This window comes from Bradyrhizobium sp. AZCC 2262, assembly GCF_036924535.1.
GTDB lineage: Bacteria > Pseudomonadota > Alphaproteobacteria > Rhizobiales > Xanthobacteraceae > Bradyrhizobium.
Genome location: NZ_JAZHRT010000001.1, coordinates 3564979 through 3583402, shown reverse-complemented (window position 1 = coordinate 3583402; position 18424 = coordinate 3564979). Strand labels below are relative to the sequence as shown.

The 18424-nt window shown below is 62.8% G+C and carries 21 protein-coding genes and 1 tRNA gene; 9 read left to right on the top strand and 13 right to left on the bottom strand.

Features of this window, described 5'->3' with window-relative positions; all coding sequences use genetic code 11:
• Positions 1–214: 214 nt before the first annotated feature.
• The gene (locus tag V1283_RS16975) at positions 215–892 is read left to right on the top strand and encodes a GntR family transcriptional regulator (protein WP_334387596.1); all 678 of its coding nucleotides are present in this window, start codon (positions 215–217) and stop codon (positions 890–892) included.
• Between the two features lie 73 nt (positions 893–965).
• Here V1283_RS16975 and V1283_RS16970 read toward each other — a convergent pair whose 3' ends face one another.
• Genes V1283_RS16970 through V1283_RS16960 form a run of 3 tightly spaced genes read right to left on the bottom strand, consistent with a single transcriptional unit; the run spans position 966 to position 3894 of the window.
• Positions 966–2324 carry a TRAP transporter large permease gene (locus tag V1283_RS16970; protein WP_334387595.1) on the bottom strand — a complete coding sequence of 453 codons (1359 nt, stop codon included), beginning with the start codon at positions 2322–2324 and terminating at the stop codon, positions 966–968.
• Positions 2321–2875: a TRAP transporter small permease gene (locus tag V1283_RS16965; RefSeq protein ID WP_334387594.1), complete on the bottom strand. Its 555-nt coding sequence runs from the start codon at positions 2873–2875 to the stop codon at positions 2321–2323. Before V1283_RS16965 ends, V1283_RS16970 begins: the two co-directional genes overlap by 4 nt.
• The gene (locus tag V1283_RS16960) at positions 2872–3894 is read right to left on the bottom strand and encodes a TRAP transporter substrate-binding protein (protein ID WP_334387593.1); all 1023 of its coding nucleotides are present in this window, start codon (positions 3892–3894) and stop codon (positions 2872–2874) included. The genes V1283_RS16965 and V1283_RS16960 overlap by 4 nt, the downstream gene beginning before the upstream one ends.
• A gap of 397 nt (positions 3895–4291) precedes the next feature.
• On the opposite strand from V1283_RS16960, the gene V1283_RS16955 reads away from it, so the two are divergent.
• Positions 4292–4531: a pentapeptide MXKDX repeat protein gene (locus V1283_RS16955; protein WP_108519462.1), complete on the top strand. Its 240-nt coding sequence runs from the start codon at positions 4292–4294 to the stop codon at positions 4529–4531.
• 216 nt (positions 4532–4747) lie between these two features.
• Here V1283_RS16955 and V1283_RS16950 read toward each other — a convergent pair whose 3' ends face one another.
• Entirely contained in the window at positions 4748–5101 is a 354-nt protein-coding gene (locus V1283_RS16950; protein ID WP_334387592.1) for a DUF6481 family protein, read from the bottom strand.
• A 126-nt stretch (positions 5102–5227) separates the two neighbouring features.
• Here V1283_RS16950 and V1283_RS16945 point away from each other — a divergent pair, with 126 nt between their 5' ends.
• Positions 5228–5410 (top strand): hypothetical protein, encoded by a 183-nt coding sequence (locus tag V1283_RS16945; protein WP_334387591.1) that lies wholly within the window; start codon positions 5228–5230, stop codon positions 5408–5410.
• A 33-nt stretch (positions 5411–5443) separates the two neighbouring features.
• Here the strand turns inward: V1283_RS16945 and V1283_RS16940 are convergent, their stop codons facing one another.
• On the bottom strand, positions 5444–5668 hold the full coding sequence (locus V1283_RS16940; RefSeq protein ID WP_334387590.1) for a hypothetical protein: 225 nt from the start codon (positions 5666–5668) through the stop codon (positions 5444–5446).
• A 194-nt stretch (positions 5669–5862) separates the two neighbouring features.
• Between V1283_RS16940 and V1283_RS16935 the strand changes: the two genes are divergently transcribed.
• Both V1283_RS16935 and V1283_RS16930 read left to right on the top strand, forming a co-directional pair.
• Positions 5863–6108 carry a hypothetical protein gene (locus V1283_RS16935; RefSeq protein ID WP_334387589.1) on the top strand — a complete coding sequence of 82 codons (246 nt, stop codon included), beginning with the start codon at positions 5863–5865 and terminating at the stop codon, positions 6106–6108.
• Positions 6109–6152: 44 nt separating this feature from the next.
• Positions 6153–6467 carry a hypothetical protein gene (locus V1283_RS16930; protein WP_334387588.1) on the top strand — a complete coding sequence of 105 codons (315 nt, stop codon included), beginning with the start codon at positions 6153–6155 and terminating at the stop codon, positions 6465–6467.
• Between the two features lie 481 nt (positions 6468–6948).
• On the opposite strand, the gene V1283_RS16925 is transcribed toward V1283_RS16930, so the two are convergent.
• Positions 6949–7077, bottom strand: a complete 129-nt coding sequence (locus V1283_RS16925; RefSeq protein ID WP_334387587.1) for a hypothetical protein — start codon at positions 7075–7077, stop codon at positions 6949–6951.
• 134 nt (positions 7078–7211) lie between these two features.
• Here V1283_RS16925 and V1283_RS16920 point away from each other — a divergent pair, with 134 nt between their 5' ends.
• Entirely contained in the window at positions 7212–7364 is a 153-nt protein-coding gene (locus tag V1283_RS16920) for a hypothetical protein (protein ID WP_334387586.1), read from the top strand.
• A 304-nt stretch (positions 7365–7668) separates the two neighbouring features.
• Here V1283_RS16920 and V1283_RS16915 read toward each other — a convergent pair whose 3' ends face one another.
• A complete protein-coding gene (locus tag V1283_RS16915) occupies positions 7669–8517 on the bottom strand; it encodes an outer membrane protein (RefSeq protein WP_334387585.1) in 849 nt (282 codons plus the stop codon).
• Positions 8518–8648: 131 nt separating this feature from the next.
• A complete protein-coding gene (locus V1283_RS16910) occupies positions 8649–9065 on the bottom strand; it encodes a septal ring lytic transglycosylase RlpA family protein (protein ID WP_334387584.1) in 417 nt (138 codons plus the stop codon).
• A gap of 507 nt (positions 9066–9572) precedes the next feature.
• Here V1283_RS16910 and V1283_RS16905 point away from each other — a divergent pair.
• Entirely contained in the window at positions 9573–9896 is a 324-nt protein-coding gene (locus V1283_RS16905; RefSeq protein WP_334387583.1) for an H-NS histone family protein, read from the top strand.
• Between the two features lie 109 nt (positions 9897–10005).
• Here the strand turns inward: V1283_RS16905 and V1283_RS16900 are convergent, their stop codons facing one another.
• The 4 genes from V1283_RS16900 to V1283_RS16880 form a co-directional block, all read right to left on the bottom strand.
• Positions 10006–10311: a hypothetical protein gene (locus V1283_RS16900; RefSeq protein WP_334387582.1), complete on the bottom strand. Its 306-nt coding sequence runs from the start codon at positions 10309–10311 to the stop codon at positions 10006–10008.
• 197 nt (positions 10312–10508) lie between these two features.
• On the bottom strand, positions 10509–10760 hold the full coding sequence (locus V1283_RS16895) for a PilZ domain-containing protein (protein ID WP_334387581.1): 252 nt from the start codon (positions 10758–10760) through the stop codon (positions 10509–10511).
• A 583-nt stretch (positions 10761–11343) separates the two neighbouring features.
• On the bottom strand, positions 11344–11628 hold the full coding sequence (locus V1283_RS16885) for a DUF3551 domain-containing protein (protein ID WP_334387580.1): 285 nt from the start codon (positions 11626–11628) through the stop codon (positions 11344–11346).
• Positions 11629–11756: 128 nt separating this feature from the next.
• Positions 11757–12014 (bottom strand): hypothetical protein, encoded by a 258-nt coding sequence (locus V1283_RS16880; protein ID WP_334387579.1) that lies wholly within the window; start codon positions 12012–12014, stop codon positions 11757–11759.
• 223 nt (positions 12015–12237) lie between these two features.
• Between V1283_RS16880 and V1283_RS16875 the strand changes: the two genes are divergently transcribed.
• On the top strand, positions 12238–12420 hold the full coding sequence (locus V1283_RS16875) for an H-NS family nucleoid-associated regulatory protein (protein WP_442895865.1): 183 nt from the start codon (positions 12238–12240) through the stop codon (positions 12418–12420).
• A gap of 379 nt (positions 12421–12799) precedes the next feature.
• Here V1283_RS16875 and V1283_RS16870 read toward each other — a convergent pair.
• A tRNA-Arg gene (locus V1283_RS16870) sits at positions 12800–12876 on the bottom strand.
• A 327-nt stretch (positions 12877–13203) separates the two neighbouring features.
• Between V1283_RS16870 and V1283_RS16865 the strand changes: the two genes are divergently transcribed.
• The gene (locus V1283_RS16865) at positions 13204–18414 is read left to right on the top strand and encodes an alpha-2-macroglobulin family protein (protein ID WP_334387578.1); all 5211 of its coding nucleotides are present in this window, start codon (positions 13204–13206) and stop codon (positions 18412–18414) included.
• The last annotated feature ends 10 nt before the right edge of the window (positions 18415–18424 follow it).

Genomic DNA, 18424 nt, shown 5'->3' with positions numbered 1-18424 from the left:
CGGCCGGTTCTTTCAGCGCTGTCGCTATCATGGCTTCGCCTCTGCCTTCTCGTGCGGCTCGACCATAAAGAGCCCTGCTGTCAGTATAATTTATACCATCTTGTCAAATGAAGATTACGAAGGCTCGTTAGCTTTTGCTGGGTCGGGACCACGTCAACGTGCGAAACAGGGCCCGCCTCGATCGGAAGGGCCGGCCATGACGACGGAAGATCAAATGAAAGGCGCCCTGAAGCACCGGACGCTGTCGGCTGCGATCGTCGACCAGCTCAGGCAGTCGATTCTCGATGGGACCTATCCGGCCGGCTCGCAGCTTCGGCAGGACGCGCTGGGCGATGTTTACGGCGTGAGCCGCATTCCCGTACGCGAGGCGCTGTTTCAGCTCGAAGCCGAGGGGCTGGTGCGGATCGTCCCGCAAAAAGGCGCGATCGTCTCGGAGCTGTCGCTGGACGAAATCAACGACGTATTCGATCTGCGCGGGATCATGGAGCCGCGGCTCCTGGCGCAGTCGGCGTCGCATTTTACGGAACAAGACTTTGCCGGGCTGGACGACATCCAGAAGCGCTTCGAGAAGGCGATCAAGGCGGGCAACATCAGTGAGTGGGGCCAGCTCAATGCCGATTTCCATATGGCGCTGTACGTTCACGCGCGGCGGCCGCGGACCAAGGCGATCGTCATCGCATTGCTGCAGACCAGCGACCGCTACACGCGCCTGCAGCTCTCCAACACCAAGGCGATGGGGACGGCCGAAAAAGAACACGCCCACCTGATCGCGCTATGCCGGGCGCAGGCGATCGACGAGGCCTGCCGGTTTCTGCAGCAGCATATCGAGGCGGTGAGGACGGACTTGCTGCGCGTCGTCGGTGGCGGCTCGATCGGGCTCCGTGTCGGGTGAAGAGGCGAATAGCGAATAGTGAGTAGCGAATGGAGGCTTCCATTCGCCATTCGCTACTCACTATTCGCCTGTCTCAACGCCCCCCGTCCGGCCCCATCACCAGGTCCGGCAGCCCGGTTGAAATCCCCGGGAAGAAGCACAGCAACAGCACCGCCAGCATCATCAGCAGCACGAACGGCAGCGTGCCCCAGATCACCTCGCTCAAGGGGATATCGGGCGCGACGTTGCGGATGACGAAGATGTTCAGCCCTACCGGCGGGTGGATCAGCCCCATCTCCATCACGATGGTCATGACGACGCCGAACCAGATGATGTCGAAATTGGCGGCGCGCAGCGGCGGCAGGATGATCGGCGCCGTCATCAGGATGATCGACACCGGGGGCAGGAAGAAGCCGAGCACGACGACCATCAGCAGGATCGCGACCAGCAGCTCCCAGCGCGGCAGATGCATGGCGACGATGGCTTCGGCCGCTGACTGCGAGATGTGCAAATAGCTCATCACGTAGGAATAGAGCAGCGACATGCCGATGATCATCATCAGCATGGTGGATTCGCGGATAGTGGATTTCAGGATCGGCGACAGGTCGCTCGGCCGCCATACGCTGTAGATCACCGCGATCAGCACCAGCGCCAACAGGCCGCCGAGGCCCGCGGTTTCCGATGGCGTGGCGTAGCCGCCATACAGCGCAATCATCACGCCGGTGAGCAGCAGCACGAACGGGATCACCCGCGGCAGCATGGTGAAGCGCTCGGCCATCGTGAACTCGTCGCGATGCAGGATCGCGGATTCGGTTCCGGTCTTTTCGTAGAGAACCTTCGCCGCCGCATACTCCTTGCGGAAGCGGAATACCGCGTAGATGCCGAATAGTGTCACCAGCAACAGTCCCGGGCCGATGCCGGCGAGGAACAGCCGGCCCAGCGATTTCTCCGCGGCGACCGCGAACAGGATCATGGTGATCGAGGGCGGCAGCAGGATGCCAAGCGTGCCGCCGGCGGCGATGATGCCTGCGGCAAAGCCGCCGGAATAGCCGCGCTTGCGCATCTCGGGGATACCTGCCGAACCAATCGCCGAGCAGGTCGCGGGCGAGGAGCCTGCCATCGCGGCAAACAGCGCGCAGGCGAATACGTTGGCTACGCCCAAGCCTCCCGGTACGCGATGCAGCCAGGCATGCAGCGCCGAATAGAGATCCTGACCGGCGCGGGATTTGCCGATCGCCGCCCCCTTGAGGATGAACAGCGGGATCGAGAGCAGCGTGATCGAGGCCATTTCCTCGTAGACGTTCTGCGTCACGGTATCCAGCGATGCCGTGGGCATGTAGATCGCCATGAAGACGACGGCGACGGCGCCCAAAGCAAATGCGATGGGCATGCCCGAAAACATCGCAAACAGGGTCGCAACGCCGTAACTGATACCAATTCCAAGAACGCTCATCGACGTGAAGCACCAGCAAAGGGAATAATGATCTGCAACAGGATCTGCAGGCACAACAGCGTCATGCCCAAAGCCATCAGCACGTAGGGAATCGCAAGCGGGGGCGACCACATCGAGTTCGACACCTGGCCGTCGACCCAGGCCTCATGCGCCAGCGTCCAGGATTTCCAGGCAAAGAAGGCGCAGAACAACAGGCTCGCGACATCGACCAGCCATAGCCGGATGCGGTTGGCGAGCGGCGACAGCAGCCCGACAAAGGCCTCGATGCCGATATGGCCGCGCTGACCCTGCACATAGGCCGCCGTCATGAAGGTGGCGCCGACGAGCAGAAACACCGCCGCCTCGTCCTGCCAGTAATTGGCGCTGTGGAACAGGGCGCGGCCGAGCACGCTGTAACTGAGGATCACGCAGGCCGCGATCAGTGCAAGCGCGGCAAAGACCACGATAACGCCGTTGCACAGCGCCATCGCCTGGCCGAGCGCCGCCACGAGCGGATTGCCCGTGGCGGTGTCGGAATGGTCTTCTTGATCCGGAAGCGGACCATGCATCATGCGGAGACGTCGCTTGCGAGCTTCAGCAGGTTGGCCGATGTCGCGGTCTTGGCGCTATAGTCCTTCCACGCGGTATCGCGCGCAATGTCTCGCCACTTGCCGACGGTCGCGACATCGAGCTTGCTGACCTTGGCGCCGGCCTTCTCATAGACCTTGGCGACCTCGATATCGTCGTCCTGGGCGCCCTTGCGGCCGAACGCTTCCAGTTCGCTGCCGACCGCCAGGATGATGTCCTGCTGCTTCTTGGGCAGTTTGTCGAAGATCGCCTTCGACATCATCAGCGGCTCCAGCATGAACCAGTAGGAGGCGCCGGCGCCCGAGGTCAGCGACTTGGCGACCTCTTCGAGGCGGAACGAGATCAGGCTGGTGGAGGAGGTGATGCCGGCGTCGCAGGCGCCGGTCTGCATCGCGGCGTAGATTTCGTTCGACGGCACCGACAGCACGGCGGCGCCCGCGGTCTGCAGCACCATGTCCATTTCGCGCGAGCCGCCACGCACCTTCATCCCCTTGGCGTCTTCGGGGGCGACGAGCGGCTTGGTACGGCTGGCAACGCCGCCGGCCTGCCAGATCCAGGTCAGCAGGATGATGCCCTTGTCGGCGAGGAAATCGGTCAGCGCCTTGCCGACCGGCTCTTTCTTCCAGCGCATGCCCTGGTCGTAGGTTGCAACCAGGCCCGGCATCAGGCCGATATTGGTCTCCGGCAATTCGCCGCCGGCATAGGGCATCGGATAGAGGCTGATATCGAGGGCGCCTTTGCGCATCGCCGAGAATTGCGCGTTGGTCTTGATCAGCGAGGAATTCGGATAGATCTCGGCGGCGATCTCGCCACCGGAGCGCTTGGTGACTTCGGCGGCGAACATGCGGCAAAGCCGGTCGCGGAAATCACCCTTGTCGATGGTACCACCTGGGAATTGGTGCGAGATCTTCAGTGTCGTGGCGGCATGGGCGGTACCGATGCCGAAACGAAGGACGGTGGGCGCAGCAAGTGCGGATGCGATGATGTGGCGGCGTGTGAGCATGGTTTATCCCCTGCTAATAGTTTGTTAGGTCGGCAATCCGGACCGGCTTCTGCCCATGTTAGCCGGTCTTCGTCCGAAGTTGCTCTGGTCTGACAGTTCGAGGCTGTGTGATAGGTCGGGGCGGCATACGACGGCAAGCCCAGATTCCAGCCCTGAGACCAAAGCCTGATACTGCTGCAGCGCACACCCCGGAAACAGCCGTTCGCAGAAGACTCCGACAATAATACGTCCGACTTGGGCACTCGCGGAGCGTTAGCCGCCATCAATTTGCCCGTTTCAACTATCCGTGACCAGGGAAGAACTTTGGGGCCTGGCCGGTAACAAACCCGGTCGCGGCATCGTCGTTGGAGAAGCGGCAGACGTCGCTTTCGAAAAACCAACCCAAAGGACGACCCCCATGACCACCACGACCCGTATCGGCCTCGGCCTGTCTGCCGCGCTCGTTTCGCTCGGCCTTGCGTTTGCGCCAGCCGTCTTCGCTCAGGACAAGATGGGCAAGGACGACGGCATGAAGAAGGAATCGATGTCCAAGGACGCGATGAAGAAAGACGACGGCATGATGAAAAAGGACGGCATGAAGCACGATGGCATGATGAAAGACGGCATGAAAAAAGACGATGGCATGAAAAAGAACTGAGCCGCGCCGTCATTCCTGCGACAAACGCAAAGCGCTTGCGGAGCGGTGCGCAGCATCGGCCCTCGGAGGTTCGAGATTCCCCGATGCGCCATTTTGCATCCGGGGTCTGGATTCATCCGGGGGTCTGGCGCTCGCGCATCAGCCTGGAATGACAGGAGGGGCTGAATCCGTCACCGGCAAGAGACGGCGGTGCGCGTCTCGCCCGCGTCCTCTTGCCTACCTCTTCTTGCCCTTGCTTTTGCGCGCAGCGTAACGCGCGTCGCGCTTGGCCTTCTGGTCTACCTCCAGCGCGGCCTGCCTGGCGGCCTCTTCTTCCTTCTCGCGCGCGATCCTGGCGGCCTCGGCCGCGGCGGCCTCGGCTTCGAGACGCTTCTGTTCGGCCTTTGCCGCTTCCTTGGCCTCTCTTGCCTTGGCGCGCACGGCGGCTTGCGCTTCCCGCTCGGCCTGGCGGCGCTTCACCTCGGGATCGTCAGCTCCCGGTTGGGCGCGAAACTTGTTCAGAATGTTCTGCCGCGCCTGCATCGCGGCCTTCTGGCGGTCCGCGAAGTTCGGTTCCTTGAATCCACTCATAGAAAAGGCCTTGTCGCTTTCACTCTCGGGGTTGGACGCGCCACTCGCGCGGAATGCGCCTAGGTAAGTGAACCCGGGGCAAAATGCCAGCGTCGAAATGGGGCCGGTAGAGCAGGGGAGACTTGCGTGAACAGCAAATGGCCCAAACTGACGCTGATGAGCGGGATTACGTCAGTCTGGCTGCTCTACGAGATGGCAACGGCGACCGAAGCCCCAAGCCGGGCGCTGGCGATCCTGCAATATGGCCTTCTCGCCTGCGCGCTGATCGGTCTGATCGGCTCGCTGGTGATGCTGGCTTCGGAAAAGTGACCGCACAATCCTGGAAGTTATCGCGCCTGGAAGTTATCGCGCCTGGAAGTTATCGCGACGGCTACCGGGGCCAAGCACGCGCGCGACCGTCATCGCCGTCATCGCGACCCGATCCGCCATCCGCTGCGCCTCCAGCCTGTCGCGGGCATTTTCCCTGATCATGATCTCGATCAGCTCGCGCCGCCTGGTCTCGTCGACCGCTTCCGCCAGCAACTGCTTGTACCTGGTATAGTCGTAGCCCGTTTCCTGCTCGTCCATCGCACGCCCCGCACACGCGCTCGCCCAACGCGCAGTGTCGATCAAGGGTTGTGCGCACGCAACGGATTTGCGCGAGTTATACCCATGTCTGCGTCAATCCGGCTCACGCACAAACCCGTGTAGTGTGAACCTGTTCACAAGGACTGTGGCGGGTCGTTCCTATGTTCCTCGCATCTCAAACAGGAGCGACCGCCATGCCCTACAATTGGTGGACCCGCAAGAACCTCGTTCTCGTCGCCGCTGTCGTTGCGCTGGCCTTCATTGGCTTCGTCGTGATCGGCGTGTCCTATCCCGAGCCGGCTGCCAGCGCCGCTCTCGGTCCGGACTGGCAGTGCAGCCGGCTGGCCTTCGTCTTCACGACCTGTAGCCGGGCCAGGCGTAGCCAGGCGATGGCTATCCACCTCGCCAAAATCCCGGTGTGCGGACGGCTGCGGACATAATAGGATCGGGCCGGAAACGGAGTTGGCCAGTACCGGAGTTTTCCATGCAAAAACTGTCACGTCTTGCGCTGGTCGCGTCGGCGGCGGCTTTCGTCGTGTTGCCGGCCGGCGTCGCGCTGGCACAGGACGCGCCGAGCGGCGGAACCGCGCCTGCGGCCACGTCCAGTACCGCGCCGGAAGCCACGGCGCCTGAAGAGGCTCCCGAAAAGGAGAAGGCGGCGCCGAGGAAAAAGAAACCGGCCAGGATGACCCGGCAGCAGGAGATCGACCGTTCGATCGACCGTGGCACGGTGCCCGCGCGCTATCGCAGTTCGGTGCCAAAGGAATACCAGCAATATATTCCGTTCGATAAGCGATAGAACGCGGGCCTGACCACGTCGTTGCGAGCCAGCGGGTCGCGCGAACGCACGCCCCCCGCGACGAGCGCAATTGCGCTCGCGCAGTGATGAGAGGCTCCGCGAGGCAATCTATTCTTTGTCTTATGCTGTGAGACGGATTACTGCGCGTGCAATGGACGGTCGGGCCGAGTTTTGCGGTCACGCGTGCGGGACACACGCAAGGAATATGCGCACGAAGATCGCACCGTACTCATACGGATAGGCTGCGCGTGCACGGCGCATCTATAACGACGTCGCTTGCAGCGGGGGGCAGGGCGTTCACCTAACGGCGAACGGCTACCACTGGAGGCCACGAGGCCCGGACTCCTAGGCACTCCGGGCCTCGTATACTCCCCATCGCATCGGTCGAGCCGCTTCCGCCGCTCGGTCAGCTCACCGGCACCATCGCAATCGAAAAACGCGAGCGCGGGCACGCGGTCATTGGGCCTCGCGTGGCCTGCGTTCAAAGCGATCCGGGAAATTGCCAGATGATCAGCAGCACCACGATCACGAGCATGACGTAGATGATCTTGCGGGCAATTCCACTCATCGCACTTCCTTTCGGCTTCGCGCTTGAAATCGACGCTGGCATTTGGTCGGTCGGGCTTCAACGCCGGCGGTGGGCTCGCTGGTCAGGCCGGGGGCCACTGTGGTGTCCGGGTTCCGAATTCACCTTAAGTTCGCCTTTTGCTCCGCCGGCGGTTCGGTGTGCTAAGGGGTAGCGCCATGTGGAATGGTTGGAAAAAAGCGGCCATCGGATTGAGCGCGCTGCTCGCCTTCGTTCTCCTGGAGCTGATAGCGGTCATCGGCGGCGTTGCCGCATTCCTGGGCCTTGTCATGGACCTGGATTTGCCATTCTTCGCGACCTCCGAGGAATAGCAGTCTCGGGGATTCCGCCCCGTTTTTTGCGCCTTTTCGGTTCCCTTGAAGCCCGGATGGCAGCGCCGGCTATGGCCGCGATCATAAAACCGTTATGATTCAACGGATTTTTAAATGGTCATTAAGTTAGAAATGAGTTCCTGTTCAGGCCGCACCGCCGCGCGGCCCGAATAGCCGGGCGCCGCCCCTTCACCTACCCCAGGGAGACGCGCGCTCGGCTATTGTGGCGGCGCGGCCCGCAGCCACCGCTTGCCGGGTCCCGCCCGGCTTTCTGGGGCTTTATCGTCGCCCCCGGTGTTTCGGCCTACCGGGCCGCCCAGCGGTAGTTCAGGCCGACCCGCAGAATGTTGTCGGTGATATGCGAGCTGTATCGGCTGGTCAGCAGGCCGCCGCTGAGACCGGTGACCGGCGTGACGAACGAGCCGGATACGTCCCCGAGGTCGACATAGAGATATTCGAGTCTGGCGGTCCAGTTTCCGCTGACGACGCCCTCGATGCCGGCTCCGATCGTCCATCCGACGCGCGTGGTGGTGCTGTTCGCCGATCCCGCTACCGGCGTCAGCGCAAACACGTTGGTACCCTGTGCTCCGGTGATGTTCGTGCCGGCGACCGCGTTGGTCGTCGTGACCTCGCCATACGCCAGACCGCCGGTAACATACACCAGCACCGTCGGGGTCACCGTTGGGCCGATACGGCCGCGAACGGTGCCGAACCAGTTGAGCTTCTGGCTGATCTCGCTGGTGACCGGAAGGGCTGCGACGTTGAACGGCGTGGTATCCCCGATGTGCCCGGTGGAGCAGGCGCTGTTGAGGGTCGCCACCGCTGTCAGCGCGCCGCCTGCGCAAGCGCCGCCCGCGCCGCCTTTCTGGTCCGAACCCTGGAAGTCGGCCTCAAGGCCGAACACCCATTTGTTGTCGAATTGCCAGTTGTAGCCGAGCTGGCCGCCGCCGATCACGCCGTTCATGTCGTTTCGCGTGTTCGCCGAGCTGACGGTTGCCCCCGCATCGGTAAACCAGAGCGTGCTTGCAGAGCGGCCCCAGCTATAGCCGACATTGCCGCCGATATAGAACCCGGTCCAGTTGTAGACGGGATTGGCGAGGGCGCCGGTCGCGGTGACGGCGAGAACGGAAATCGCGAGTGCCAGCCTCTTCATGGAAATGCCACCAAAAAAAGGAATTGCGCGAAACCGGGTCAGACTATCGGATTCTTGCGCGGGCGATGTCACCCGGCGGCAACAGCCGCGCGGTTTAGACGACAGCCTGAAGCTGAGCCGGGTTAGGCTTGCTACTCGTAGCCGGCGCGGCGCACGGTGACGCGGCACAAGCCATCGCAACCGATCTGGCGCGCGGCGCCGAGCGAGAAGTCGAGAACCCGGCCGCGTGTGAAGGGGCCGCGGTCCTGCACCGGGCAGCGGATCTTCTTGCCGTTCTCGATATTGGTGACGACGAAGATAGTGCCAAACGCCTCGGTGCGATGCGCGCAGGAGACCTCGTTGGCCTTGAAGCGCTTGCCGCGTGCATCCCACTTGTCCTCCCAGTAGACGGAGGCCTCTTGATCGTCTGCCGGTGGTCGGGCGATCCGCCCCATCCACATTTGCTGAAAGGTTTCGGCGCATGCATGCGACGAGGTCAGCGCCAGCGCCACTGCCGCAAACCGCAGCTTGGAAGCACCGCGGCCATTGCGGTGGCGATACGCAGCCATGACGCCAACATTCTGTTGCGGAGACAGGCTCGCGCCCGCCGGAGGTTGCCAGGTGCAAAGTTCCAATTCGACTTTGGCGCCGGCGTGGCGCGGGTGCGGCGGCATTGCGCCAAGTTTGCGCTTGCTTCACCCGCTACCGTCTCGCCTGGAAGCGCGGCGCAAATGCTCGAACAACGATTGAATGTGGTTGCGCGATTAGGGAACCGTCAACAAGAGGTTCGTAGTGATCTTCAAAATGCCTTGCGCCTCGCGCCGGGCCAATCTATCACTGGTTGTGAGAGGAAAATTTGGATGCAGATTCCGTCATGGTTGTATTATCTGAAGAGGTCAACCGGATGGAACTTTACAATCTAAAGAGGTCAACCACGTGGAACTTTATCGCCTCAAAGGCGTACTTAAATCGTCTGAAAGAGGTACTTAAAGATGTGCTGAATCGGCCTTATTCTGCTCAAGTTTTCTACCAACGATGACAGACTACACTATATCGAATCATGATTGGGGACGGTCGTGAACCGGAATGACTTCAAATCGATGTCCACGGATGAGTTGTGGGCACTGCACGAAGAAATCGCTTCCAGGCTTGCAGCAGCGCTGCTTGCCGAGAAGCGCGTGCTCGAAAATCGCCTCAAGCAACTCAAGGGCGTCGTCGAAATTGAGCGCGAGAGTTCGTCGACAGGGCGGCGCCCATATCCAGCGGTCGTTCCGAAGTTTCGGAATCCGGATCGGCCGTCCGAGACTTGGGCGGGACGAGGAAAGACGCCGCGTTGGCTGGCTGCAAAATTGAAGTCCGGCAAGCGGATCGACGACTTCCGAATACGGCAGGTAGCTTAAGCAGATTTGCAACCGGTCGGTTGCGGATCTTTAAAGCGCGCGAACTGCTGTTCGGCTTGGAAAGTCTGCCGGCGTTTCGGCAGCATTGCTGGGTGATATCGATCTGGAGTCAGATGCTGGCGTCACGGTCGCACTTCAGTTTACCTCGATCTTGATCCTGACCTTGGGGCTCGGGAGCGAGTGTTGTCCTTTCGACGCGCGCTTCCAGGGCTCTGACAATTCCCATGCGCGCAAACAGCATGGGTCCGCGATCTTCGGCGGCATCGATCAGCATCTGGACAGCAAGCCGCCATTCCTGACAGTCACGTTCTGGCAGAGGTAGCTTCCTGACGTAGTCGGCGGCGTCTCGCAGGGTTTGCGCGGGCGGTCCCTCCGGGAGCGGGACAGGTTGAGCGAACGGACGATCCCAGGACATACTGAACTCCCGTCATAGACCCCCGAGCGGCCCCAGCACGGAAGTGACGCGCCAGAACGATCAACCCCGTTTGGGGGGCGTGTTCCGGAGGAACCGGAAGCACGGGGATTCGACGCGGAGTTTCGATGTTAGTTCCAATTGCCCCGGGTTTTGTTCGTTCGCCGTGGGTTCCCCGGTTCCATTTGAGTGCAGATTAATCAGTTTTGAAACGCAACGCCGACGAAATCACCTTGCCGCCAGATTACGCGGCAGTCACGAACGGTGTGAAATTTGTCAAAACTCAATTCGAAATTCAGCGGCAATAAATTGAGGGTATGGAGTTCGATTCCGGCCCCGGAATTCGTGACGTCCTGAACGCGGCAAGTAAGGACACCGCGCTGCGCGTCAAAGAACAGCAGCGCGTCTTTCGAGATCGTCGTCCTCGCTATCGATCGGCGTTCGAATTCCATCGGAGTTACCAATTGTTCGCGCCAGGCCCAGCAGAGGCTGGCGAATTGCGCTCAGGCGGCAATCAGGTTCGGCCTTTTTCGTAAACAATCAATTTTAATGATCGCGGAAAGTCCGCATTTCACGGGCGCGGCAGCCTTCGCCAGGACCGTGCCGTGGCGGGTTAAGCACAGCTCCAAGTGTTCCGCGTACGGAACTCACATTCAGGCTTGATGCGCCGGTGAAAGCCAGCCTCTCTTGATAAACAGAGGGGAATCACATGGGCCTACGTTGGATGTGTGTGCTGGCGCTGTGTCTTGGAATACCAAGCGCTGGAGTTGCGGGTGAACAATCCGGTGTCTTGCGTCGAATTTCGTGTCCTGTGGTGCGCTACTACGTGGCGCAATACAGTGCGTCCGCCGCCGAGCAGTGGGCCCGAGGCAAAGGGGCGAGCGACGCTGAGATCGAAGCAGCCCGGCGCTGCCTGAAGCCTGACACGACGCGAACCGCCAAGGCCCCATCGAGGCCGCTCGCGCTCGGCACTTATGGCTGGTGAATGGCGCGTGCGCGGTCGGCGGAATGCCAGGCCTTTAAATCGAGCGCTCTTCAATATGGCTGAGGCCGCTTTTGGCGCTTGCTGCGCCCGGCTTTCGGCCCGCCGTAATATGGATTGACCACGCATTGCGCGGCGCGACCCGACGCCGACGCCGCGCACTGCGCCATCGTCCGGTAATGGCACTCAAAATAGTAGTCCACCATGCCCTGGTAGACCTGCAGGCAAACGGGGTAGCTCGGATCGTAGGTCTGGGCTCGCGCAGGTGCGGGCAGGGCGATCGTCGCGGCCAAGATCGTCAAAACCGTTGCTGTGGCAGATGCGTGCGGCAGCTTCATCCTGATGTCCTCCCAGACTTCCCGTAGTGGCAAGTAGCCCGCATGAGGAGGACGAGACATGCGGGCTGCAACAAACGACCCCCCGGATGTCGCCAGGCTGGCTAGTACGCTTGCCACGAGCCTGCGTTTCAGACTTCCCGATCCTCAAATCCATATTCTCGATAGATGACGGCGCGATCGGCGTGGGGGTTCAGCCGGCACTTTGCCTGGGCGAGATGCAGGTTGAGGGTCCCGGGCTGGCAATTGGCCGCCAACAGTTTCCGGATATCGTCCATCTGCTGGCGCGATTGCTGGGTCGGTTCGAGCTGCTCAAGCGCGATCAGTGCCGTTGCCAGCGCTTCCGTGACGACCCATTCGTCGTGGCCGGTAATTCCCTTTTTGGGCATGACGATCCGCATCCTTTGCCAGGGCAACGGAGCAATTTCCGGCCGGCATTATAAGCCCAAACCGCAAATCGTCACCCGTGTCGCTTCAGTTTTCTTAGCCCTGAACGGAGCGATGCAAGCGAAGTCCGCACCATCGGTTCCTCCGCGGCAGTCCGGCTGGTGCAATCAATCTCTGGTTGTTCTGCCGGAATGGGGAAATCTGACCTGAGATGGCAAGCGCGTTCTGAATCGGCCTTGTCATGCTCGCGCAAATATCGGAATCCGGAGCGGCCGTCGGAGACTTGGACGCGGCAAGAAGCCCCGCTGGCTCGCCGCACACCTAAAGTCCGGCAAGCGGATCGACGACTTTCGGATCAGCCACGCAGCGCAGGCAGATCAGCTGGCCCGACTGGCTTCGGCTTTCTGAACCAGCTTACGCAGTGCCTGCACCTCGGCCAGCCGTCTGGCGAGGCTTGCGGCCGCTTCACGGGTTGGCTTCCGTGAGGCTGAGGGATGTCGTTTGGTTCTGTTGCGCGCTGCTTTCGCCGCCATCGTGGTTGCGCCTTCCTGAAGTTCTCCCCGCGGCGCAGATGCTCCCTTGCCGGGGTCGTCGGCTAGTGCCGGCGCGACACAGCGCGCGCGAAGATCGGTCGCGGTTCCACTTTTGGGACCCGCCGTGCTATCCGCGCAACATGAGATGCTTTATCGGTCTTCGAATTACATTAATTTAATAAATGGGACCATGCCTCTCGGGCGCGGGCGCACGTGGACATGTTGAAAATCGGGGCGAGGCCGCTGAAAGGCAGTGGCGATCCCAGCAGGATTCGAACCTGCAACCCACGGAGTAGAAATCCGTTACTCTATCCAGTTGAGCTATGGGACCGTCCGGGCGGTAGCCGCCCTAGATATTCGCCTTATAGGCTTTCCTTATCTAGCACTGCCAATATGAAAAATCCGCTTCCCCGCCAAGACGGTCGAACCGATTTCCTCAAGTTCGCGACCAAGGCAGACGGCGGGCCATAGTCTATGGTCCGCCCCTGACATAAAGCCAGCCGCCGGCACCCCCGCCGGGCGGGGCGGCCGGGACCGTTTGGACTGCCAGCGCCATGCATGCGACCTTTTCGCAAGCCGTTTCCACCGTCATCAGTCCGTCACCTTTTCGCGCATTTTTCGACGTTACGCGGCTGATGTCCGCGGCAAGGAGCCCATCATGATCGGTTTGGTTCGCGCCACAGTGATTTGCGCCACGCTGGCGCTTGGCCTGACGGCGGCAGGGGCCGCAGACAAGGCGTTCAAGCGCGACGAGCTGGCCGATTCGGCCGTCAAGCTTGAGGCCCAGATCAAAAGCGAGGCGGGGCCGGTCGCCAAATCCTCCGCGACGCTGCGCAACGACGCCGACGCCGCCTTCAGGCGGTCCGACTTCCGGGTGGGTTTGCAGATCCTCGGCCAGATCGCCGCCACCACGCCCGAGGACAGCGCCAACTGGCTGAAACTCGCCAAGACCATCTTCCAGATCCGCTCCGCCAGTTCCAGCGAACAGACCTTCCTGTACGAGCGCGCCTCGACCGCGGCCTACATCGCCTATCAGCGCGCCGGCAACCAGGCCGAGGAGGCTGATGCGCTGGCGGTGCTGGGCCGGGCGATGTCCGAGCGCAAGCTGTGGCGTCCGGCGCTGGATGCGTTGCGGCTGTCGCTCGACATGCGCGAGGTGGCTGAGGTCCGCGGCCAGTACGAGAAGATGCGCGATGAGCACGGTTTCCGGCTGCTCGACTACACCGTCGATTCCGACGGGGCCTCGCCGCGCGCCTGCTTCCAGTTCTCCGAGGACCTTGCCAAGCGGGTCGACTTCGCGCCGTTCCTCGCGCTGGCCGGCACCGACAAGCCGGCGCTGACCAGCGAGGGTAAGCAGCTCTGCGTCGACGGGCTGAAACACGGCGAGCGCTACAACATCAATCTGCGCGCCGGCCTGCCGTCCACGGTGAAGGAAACCCTGCCGAAATCGGCCGAGTTCAACATCTATGTGCGCGACCGCAAGCCATTCGTGCGCTTCACCGGGCGCGCCTACGTGCTGCCACGCACCGGCCAGCGCGGCATTCCGCTGGTCAGCGTCAACACGCCGTCAGTGAACGTCAACGTGTTCCGGATCGGCGACCGCAATTTGATCAATACGGTGGTCGACAGCGATTTCCAGAAGACGCTGTCGAGCTACCAGCTCTCGGACTTGGGCAACGAGCGCGGCGTCAAGGTCTGGTCCGGCGAACTCGCAACCACCTCCACGCTGAACCAGGACGTCGTGACGGCGTTCCCGGTCGACCAGGCGCTCGGCGACTTGCAGCCCGGCGTCTATGTGATGACAGCGTCGGCCAAAGGCCCCGGCAGCGGCGACGATGACGGCTCGCTGGCGACGCAATGGTTCATCGTCTCCGACATGGGACTCACCGCGTTTTCCGGCAATGACGGCATCCATGTGTTCGTCAATTCGCTGGCCTCGACGGAGGCCGTTGCGAAGGCCGAGGTGCGGCTGGTCGCGCGCAACAACGAGATCCTCGCCACCCGCAAGAGCGACGATGCCGGCCACGTGCTGTTCGAGGCCGGGCTGGCGCGCGGCGAGGGCGGGCTCTCGCCGGCGCTGCTGACGGTCATGAGCGACAAGGCGGACTACGCCTTCCTCAGTCTGAAGACCAATGCCTTCGACCTCACCGACCGCGGCGTCTCCGGGCGCGTCGTGCCGGCAGGCGCCGACGCCTTCCTCTATGCCGAGCGCGGGGTCTACCGGTCGAACGAAACCGTTTATCTGACTGCCCTGCTGCGCGACGGGCAGGGCAACGCGATGGCCGGCGGGCCGCTGACGCTGGTGATCGAGCGGCCGGACGGCGTCGAATTCCGCCGCGCCCAGCTTCCTGATCAGGGCGCGGGCGGCCGTTCCATGGCGGTGCCGCTCAATTCCGCCGTCCCGACCGGGACCTGGCGGGTGCGGGCCTTTACCGACCCCAAGGGCTCGTCGGTCGGCGAAACCACCTTCATGGTCGAGGATTACATCCCCGAACGGATCGAATTCGATGTCTCGGCCAAGGAGAAGATGATCAAGGCTGAGACTCCGGTTGAACTTAAGGTCGCCGGCAAGTTCCTTTACGGCGCGCCGGCCTCGGGCCTGCAACTCGAGGGCGACATGCTGGTTGCCCCCGCTGCCTCCGGGCGTCCGGGCTATCCCGGCTATCAGTTCGGCGTGGCGGATGAGGAAACCGCCTCCAACGAGCGCACCCCGATCGAGAATCTGCCGGAGGCCGACGCCAACGGCGTTGCGACCTTCCCGGTATCGCTGGCCAAGGCGCCGACGTCCACCCGTCCGCAGGAAGCGCAGATCTTCATCCGCATGGTGGAGACAGGCGGCCGCGCGGTCGAGCGCAAGCTGGTGCTCCCCGTGGCGCCGCAGGCGGCGCTGATCGGCATCAAGCCGTTATTCGGCGACAAGAGCGTGGCCGAAGGCGACAAGGCCGAGTTCGACGTCATCTTCGTCAGCGCTGACGGCAAGCAACTGCCGCGTGACGGCCTGCGCTACGAACTCCTGAAGATGGAGTCGCGCTATCAATGGTATCGGCAAAACTCGTCCTGGGAATATGAGCCGGTCAAATCGACCAAGCGCGTCGCCGACGGCGACCTGACACTCACCGCCGACAAGGCGGCGCGGGTGTCGCTCGCGCCGCAGCCGGGCCGCTATCGCCTCGACGTCAAATCGACCGAGGCGGACGGACCGGTTACTTCAGTGCAGTTCGATGTCGGCTGGTACTCGGACGGCAGCGCCGATACGCCTGATTTGCTGGAGACCTCGATCGACAAGCCGGAATACGTGTCCGGCGACACCATGATGGTGTCGGTCAATGCCCGTACCGCCGGGAAGCTCACCATCAACGTGCTCGGCGACCGCCTGCTGACGACGCAGACCGTGGACGTCAAGGAAGGCACCCAGCAGGTCAGGCTTACCGTCGGCAAGGACTGGGGCACCGGCGCCTATGTGCTGGCGACGCTGCGCCGTCCGCTCGATGCGTCCGCGCTGCGGATGCCGGGACGGGCGATCGGACTAAAATGGTTCGGCATCGACAAGAAGACGCGCACACTGCAGGTCGCGCTGTCGCCGCCACCTTTGGTGCGGCCCGGCACCAGCTTGAAGATCCCGGTCAAGCTCGGCGGGCTCAATCCCGGCGAGGACGCCAAGATCGTCGTTGCCGCGGTCGATGTCGGCATTCTCAACCTGACCAACTACAAGCCGCCGGCACCTGACGACTATTATCTCGGCCAGCGCCGCCTGACGTCTGAAATCCGCGACCTCTATGGGCAATTGATCGACGGCATGCAGGGCACGCGCGGCCAGATCCGGACCGGCGGCGATTCCGCCGGTGCCGAGCTGCAGGGCTCGCCGCCGACGCAAAAACCGCTGGCGCTCTATTCGGGGATCGTCACGGTCGGCGCCGACGGCACCGCGGAAATCAGTTTTGATATTCCGGAGTTTGCCGGCACGGCCCGCGTCATGGCGGTGGCGTGGAATTCGACCAAACTCGGGCGCGCCACCATCGACGTCACCGTGCGTGACCCCGTGGTGCTGACGGCGACGCTGCCGCGCTTCCTGCTCAATGGCGACAAGGGCACGATGAGTTTCGACCTCGACAATGTCGAGGGCGCGCCCGGCGATTACAGCATCAGCGTCAAGACGTCGGGCCCTGTGAAGGTGACGGGTAGTCCGACCACGTCAGTCAAACTCGCCGCCAAGCAGCGGACCTCGATGGCGCTGGCGCTCGATGCCGGCGGCGCCGGCACCGCCAATCTCGACGTCGACATCAAGGGCCCGAACGGGCTGACGCTGGCGCGGCATTATGCGCTCGACGTCAAGGCGGCGACGCAGGTTCTGGCGCGCCGCTCGATCCGGACATTGGCAAAAGGCGAGAGCCTGACGCTGACGCCGGACATGTTCTCCGACCTCGTGTCGGGCACCGGCAGCGTGTCGCTCTCGGTCAGCCTGTCCACCGCGCTCGATGCGGCGACCATTCTGAAGGCGCTGGATCGCTATCCGCACGGCTGCTCCGAACAGATCACCAGCCGCGCGATGCCGCTGCTCTACGTCAACGACCTCGCGGCCGGCGCGCATCTGGCGATGGATACTGCCGTCGACCAGCGCATCAAGGACGCGATCGAACGGCTGCTGGCGCGGCAAGGCTCGAACGGCTCGTTCGGCCTGTGGTCGGCCGGCGGCGACGACGCCTGGCTCGATGCCTACGTGACGGATTTCCTGACCCGCGCCCGCGAAAAGGGGTTTGCGGTGCCGGACGTGCTGTTCAAGAACGCGCTCGATCGCATCCGTAACTCGGTCGTCAACGCCAACGAGCCGGAAAAGGATGGCGGCCGAGATCTGGCCTATGGCCTCTACGTGCTGGCTCGTAACGGTGCTGCACCGATCGGCGACTTGCGCTATCTCGCCGATACCAAGCTCTCCAACCTTGCTACGCCGATTGCGAAATCGCAGCTCGCAGCCGCACTGGCCTTGGTCGGCGACAAGACGCGGGCGGAGCGGGTTTATGGCGCGGCGCTGGATGCGCTGGCGCCGAAACCGGTGCTTGAGTTCGGCCGCGTCGACTACGGTTCGGCGCTGCGCGACGCGGCGGCGCTGGTCTCGCTCGCCAGCGAAGGTAATGCGCCGCGGGCAACGCTGACACAGGCTGTCGCACGGGTCGAAGTGGCGCGGGGGCTTTCGCCCTACACCTCGACGCAGGAGAATGCGTGGCTGGTGCTGGCCGCGCGTGCGCTGTCGAAGGAGACGCTGGCGCTGGATATCGATGGGTCGCCGGTGAAAGCCGCGGTCTATCGCAGCTACAAGGCCGACGCGATGGCGGGCAAGCCGGTCAAGGTCACCAACACCGGCGATGCGCCGGTGCAGGCGGTGGTCTCGGTCTCGGGCTCGCCGGTCACGCCGGAGCCGGCGGCGTCGAACGGCTTCAAGATCGAGCGCAATTACTTCACGCTCGACGGCAAGCCCGCCGACGTCACCAAGGCCAAGCAGAACGACCGCTTCGCCGTGGTGCTGAAGATCACCGAGGCCAAGCCGGAATACGGACACATCATGGTGGCCGATTATCTGCCGGCCGGGCTCGAGATCGATAACCCGCATCTGGTGTCGTCGGGTGACTCGGGCACGCTGGACTGGATCGAGGACGGCGAGGAGCCGGAGCATACCGAGTTCCGCGACGACCGCTTCACGGCGGCGATCGATCGCGCCAGCGACGACAAGTCGGTGTTCACGGTGGCCTACATCGTGCGCGCGGTATCGCCCGGCAAATACGTGCTGCCGCAGGCCTATGTCGAGGACATGTACAATCCCTCGCGCTACGGCCGCTCCGGCACCGGCTCGGTCGAGGTGCGTGCGGCGAAATGAGTGGTGGTGG

Excerpts from the sequence above, each read along its gene's own strand:
- V1283_RS16975 (WP_334387596.1), top strand. The coding sequence starts at position 215 with ATGAAAGGCGCCCTGAAGCACCGGACGCTGTCGGCTGCGATCGTCGAC.
- V1283_RS16970 (WP_334387595.1), bottom strand. The coding sequence starts at position 2,324 with ATGAGCGTTCTTGGAATTGGTATCAGTTACGGCGTTGCGACCCTGTTT.
- V1283_RS16965 (WP_334387594.1), bottom strand. The coding sequence starts at position 2,875 with ATGATGCATGGTCCGCTTCCGGATCAAGAAGACCATTCCGACACCGCC.
- V1283_RS16960 (WP_334387593.1), bottom strand. The coding sequence starts at position 3,894 with ATGCTCACACGCCGCCACATCATCGCATCCGCACTTGCTGCGCCCACC.
- V1283_RS16955 (WP_108519462.1), top strand. The coding sequence starts at position 4,292 with ATGACCACCACGACCCGTATCGGCCTCGGCCTGTCTGCCGCGCTCGTT.
- V1283_RS16950 (WP_334387592.1), bottom strand. The coding sequence starts at position 5,101 with ATGAGTGGATTCAAGGAACCGAACTTCGCGGACCGCCAGAAGGCCGCG.
- V1283_RS16940 (WP_334387590.1), bottom strand. The coding sequence starts at position 5,668 with ATGGACGAGCAGGAAACGGGCTACGACTATACCAGGTACAAGCAGTTG.
- V1283_RS16935 (WP_334387589.1), top strand. The coding sequence starts at position 5,863 with ATGCCCTACAATTGGTGGACCCGCAAGAACCTCGTTCTCGTCGCCGCT.
- V1283_RS16930 (WP_334387588.1), top strand. The coding sequence starts at position 6,153 with ATGCAAAAACTGTCACGTCTTGCGCTGGTCGCGTCGGCGGCGGCTTTC.
- V1283_RS16925 (WP_334387587.1), bottom strand. The coding sequence starts at position 7,077 with ATGCCAGCGTCGATTTCAAGCGCGAAGCCGAAAGGAAGTGCGATGAGT.
- V1283_RS16920 (WP_334387586.1), top strand. The coding sequence starts at position 7,212 with ATGTGGAATGGTTGGAAAAAAGCGGCCATCGGATTGAGCGCGCTGCTC.
- V1283_RS16915 (WP_334387585.1), bottom strand. The coding sequence starts at position 8,517 with ATGAAGAGGCTGGCACTCGCGATTTCCGTTCTCGCCGTCACCGCGACC.
- V1283_RS16910 (WP_334387584.1), bottom strand. The coding sequence starts at position 9,065 with ATGGCTGCGTATCGCCACCGCAATGGCCGCGGTGCTTCCAAGCTGCGG.
- V1283_RS16900 (WP_334387582.1), bottom strand. The coding sequence starts at position 10,311 with ATGTCCTGGGATCGTCCGTTCGCTCAACCTGTCCCGCTCCCGGAGGGA.
- V1283_RS16895 (WP_334387581.1), bottom strand. The coding sequence starts at position 10,760 with ATGGAATTCGAACGCCGATCGATAGCGAGGACGACGATCTCGAAAGAC.
- V1283_RS16885 (WP_334387580.1), bottom strand. The coding sequence starts at position 11,628 with ATGAAGCTGCCGCACGCATCTGCCACAGCAACGGTTTTGACGATCTTG.
- V1283_RS16880 (WP_334387579.1), bottom strand. The coding sequence starts at position 12,014 with ATGCCCAAAAAGGGAATTACCGGCCACGACGAATGGGTCGTCACGGAA.
- V1283_RS16865 (WP_334387578.1), top strand. The coding sequence starts at position 13,204 with ATGATCGGTTTGGTTCGCGCCACAGTGATTTGCGCCACGCTGGCGCTT.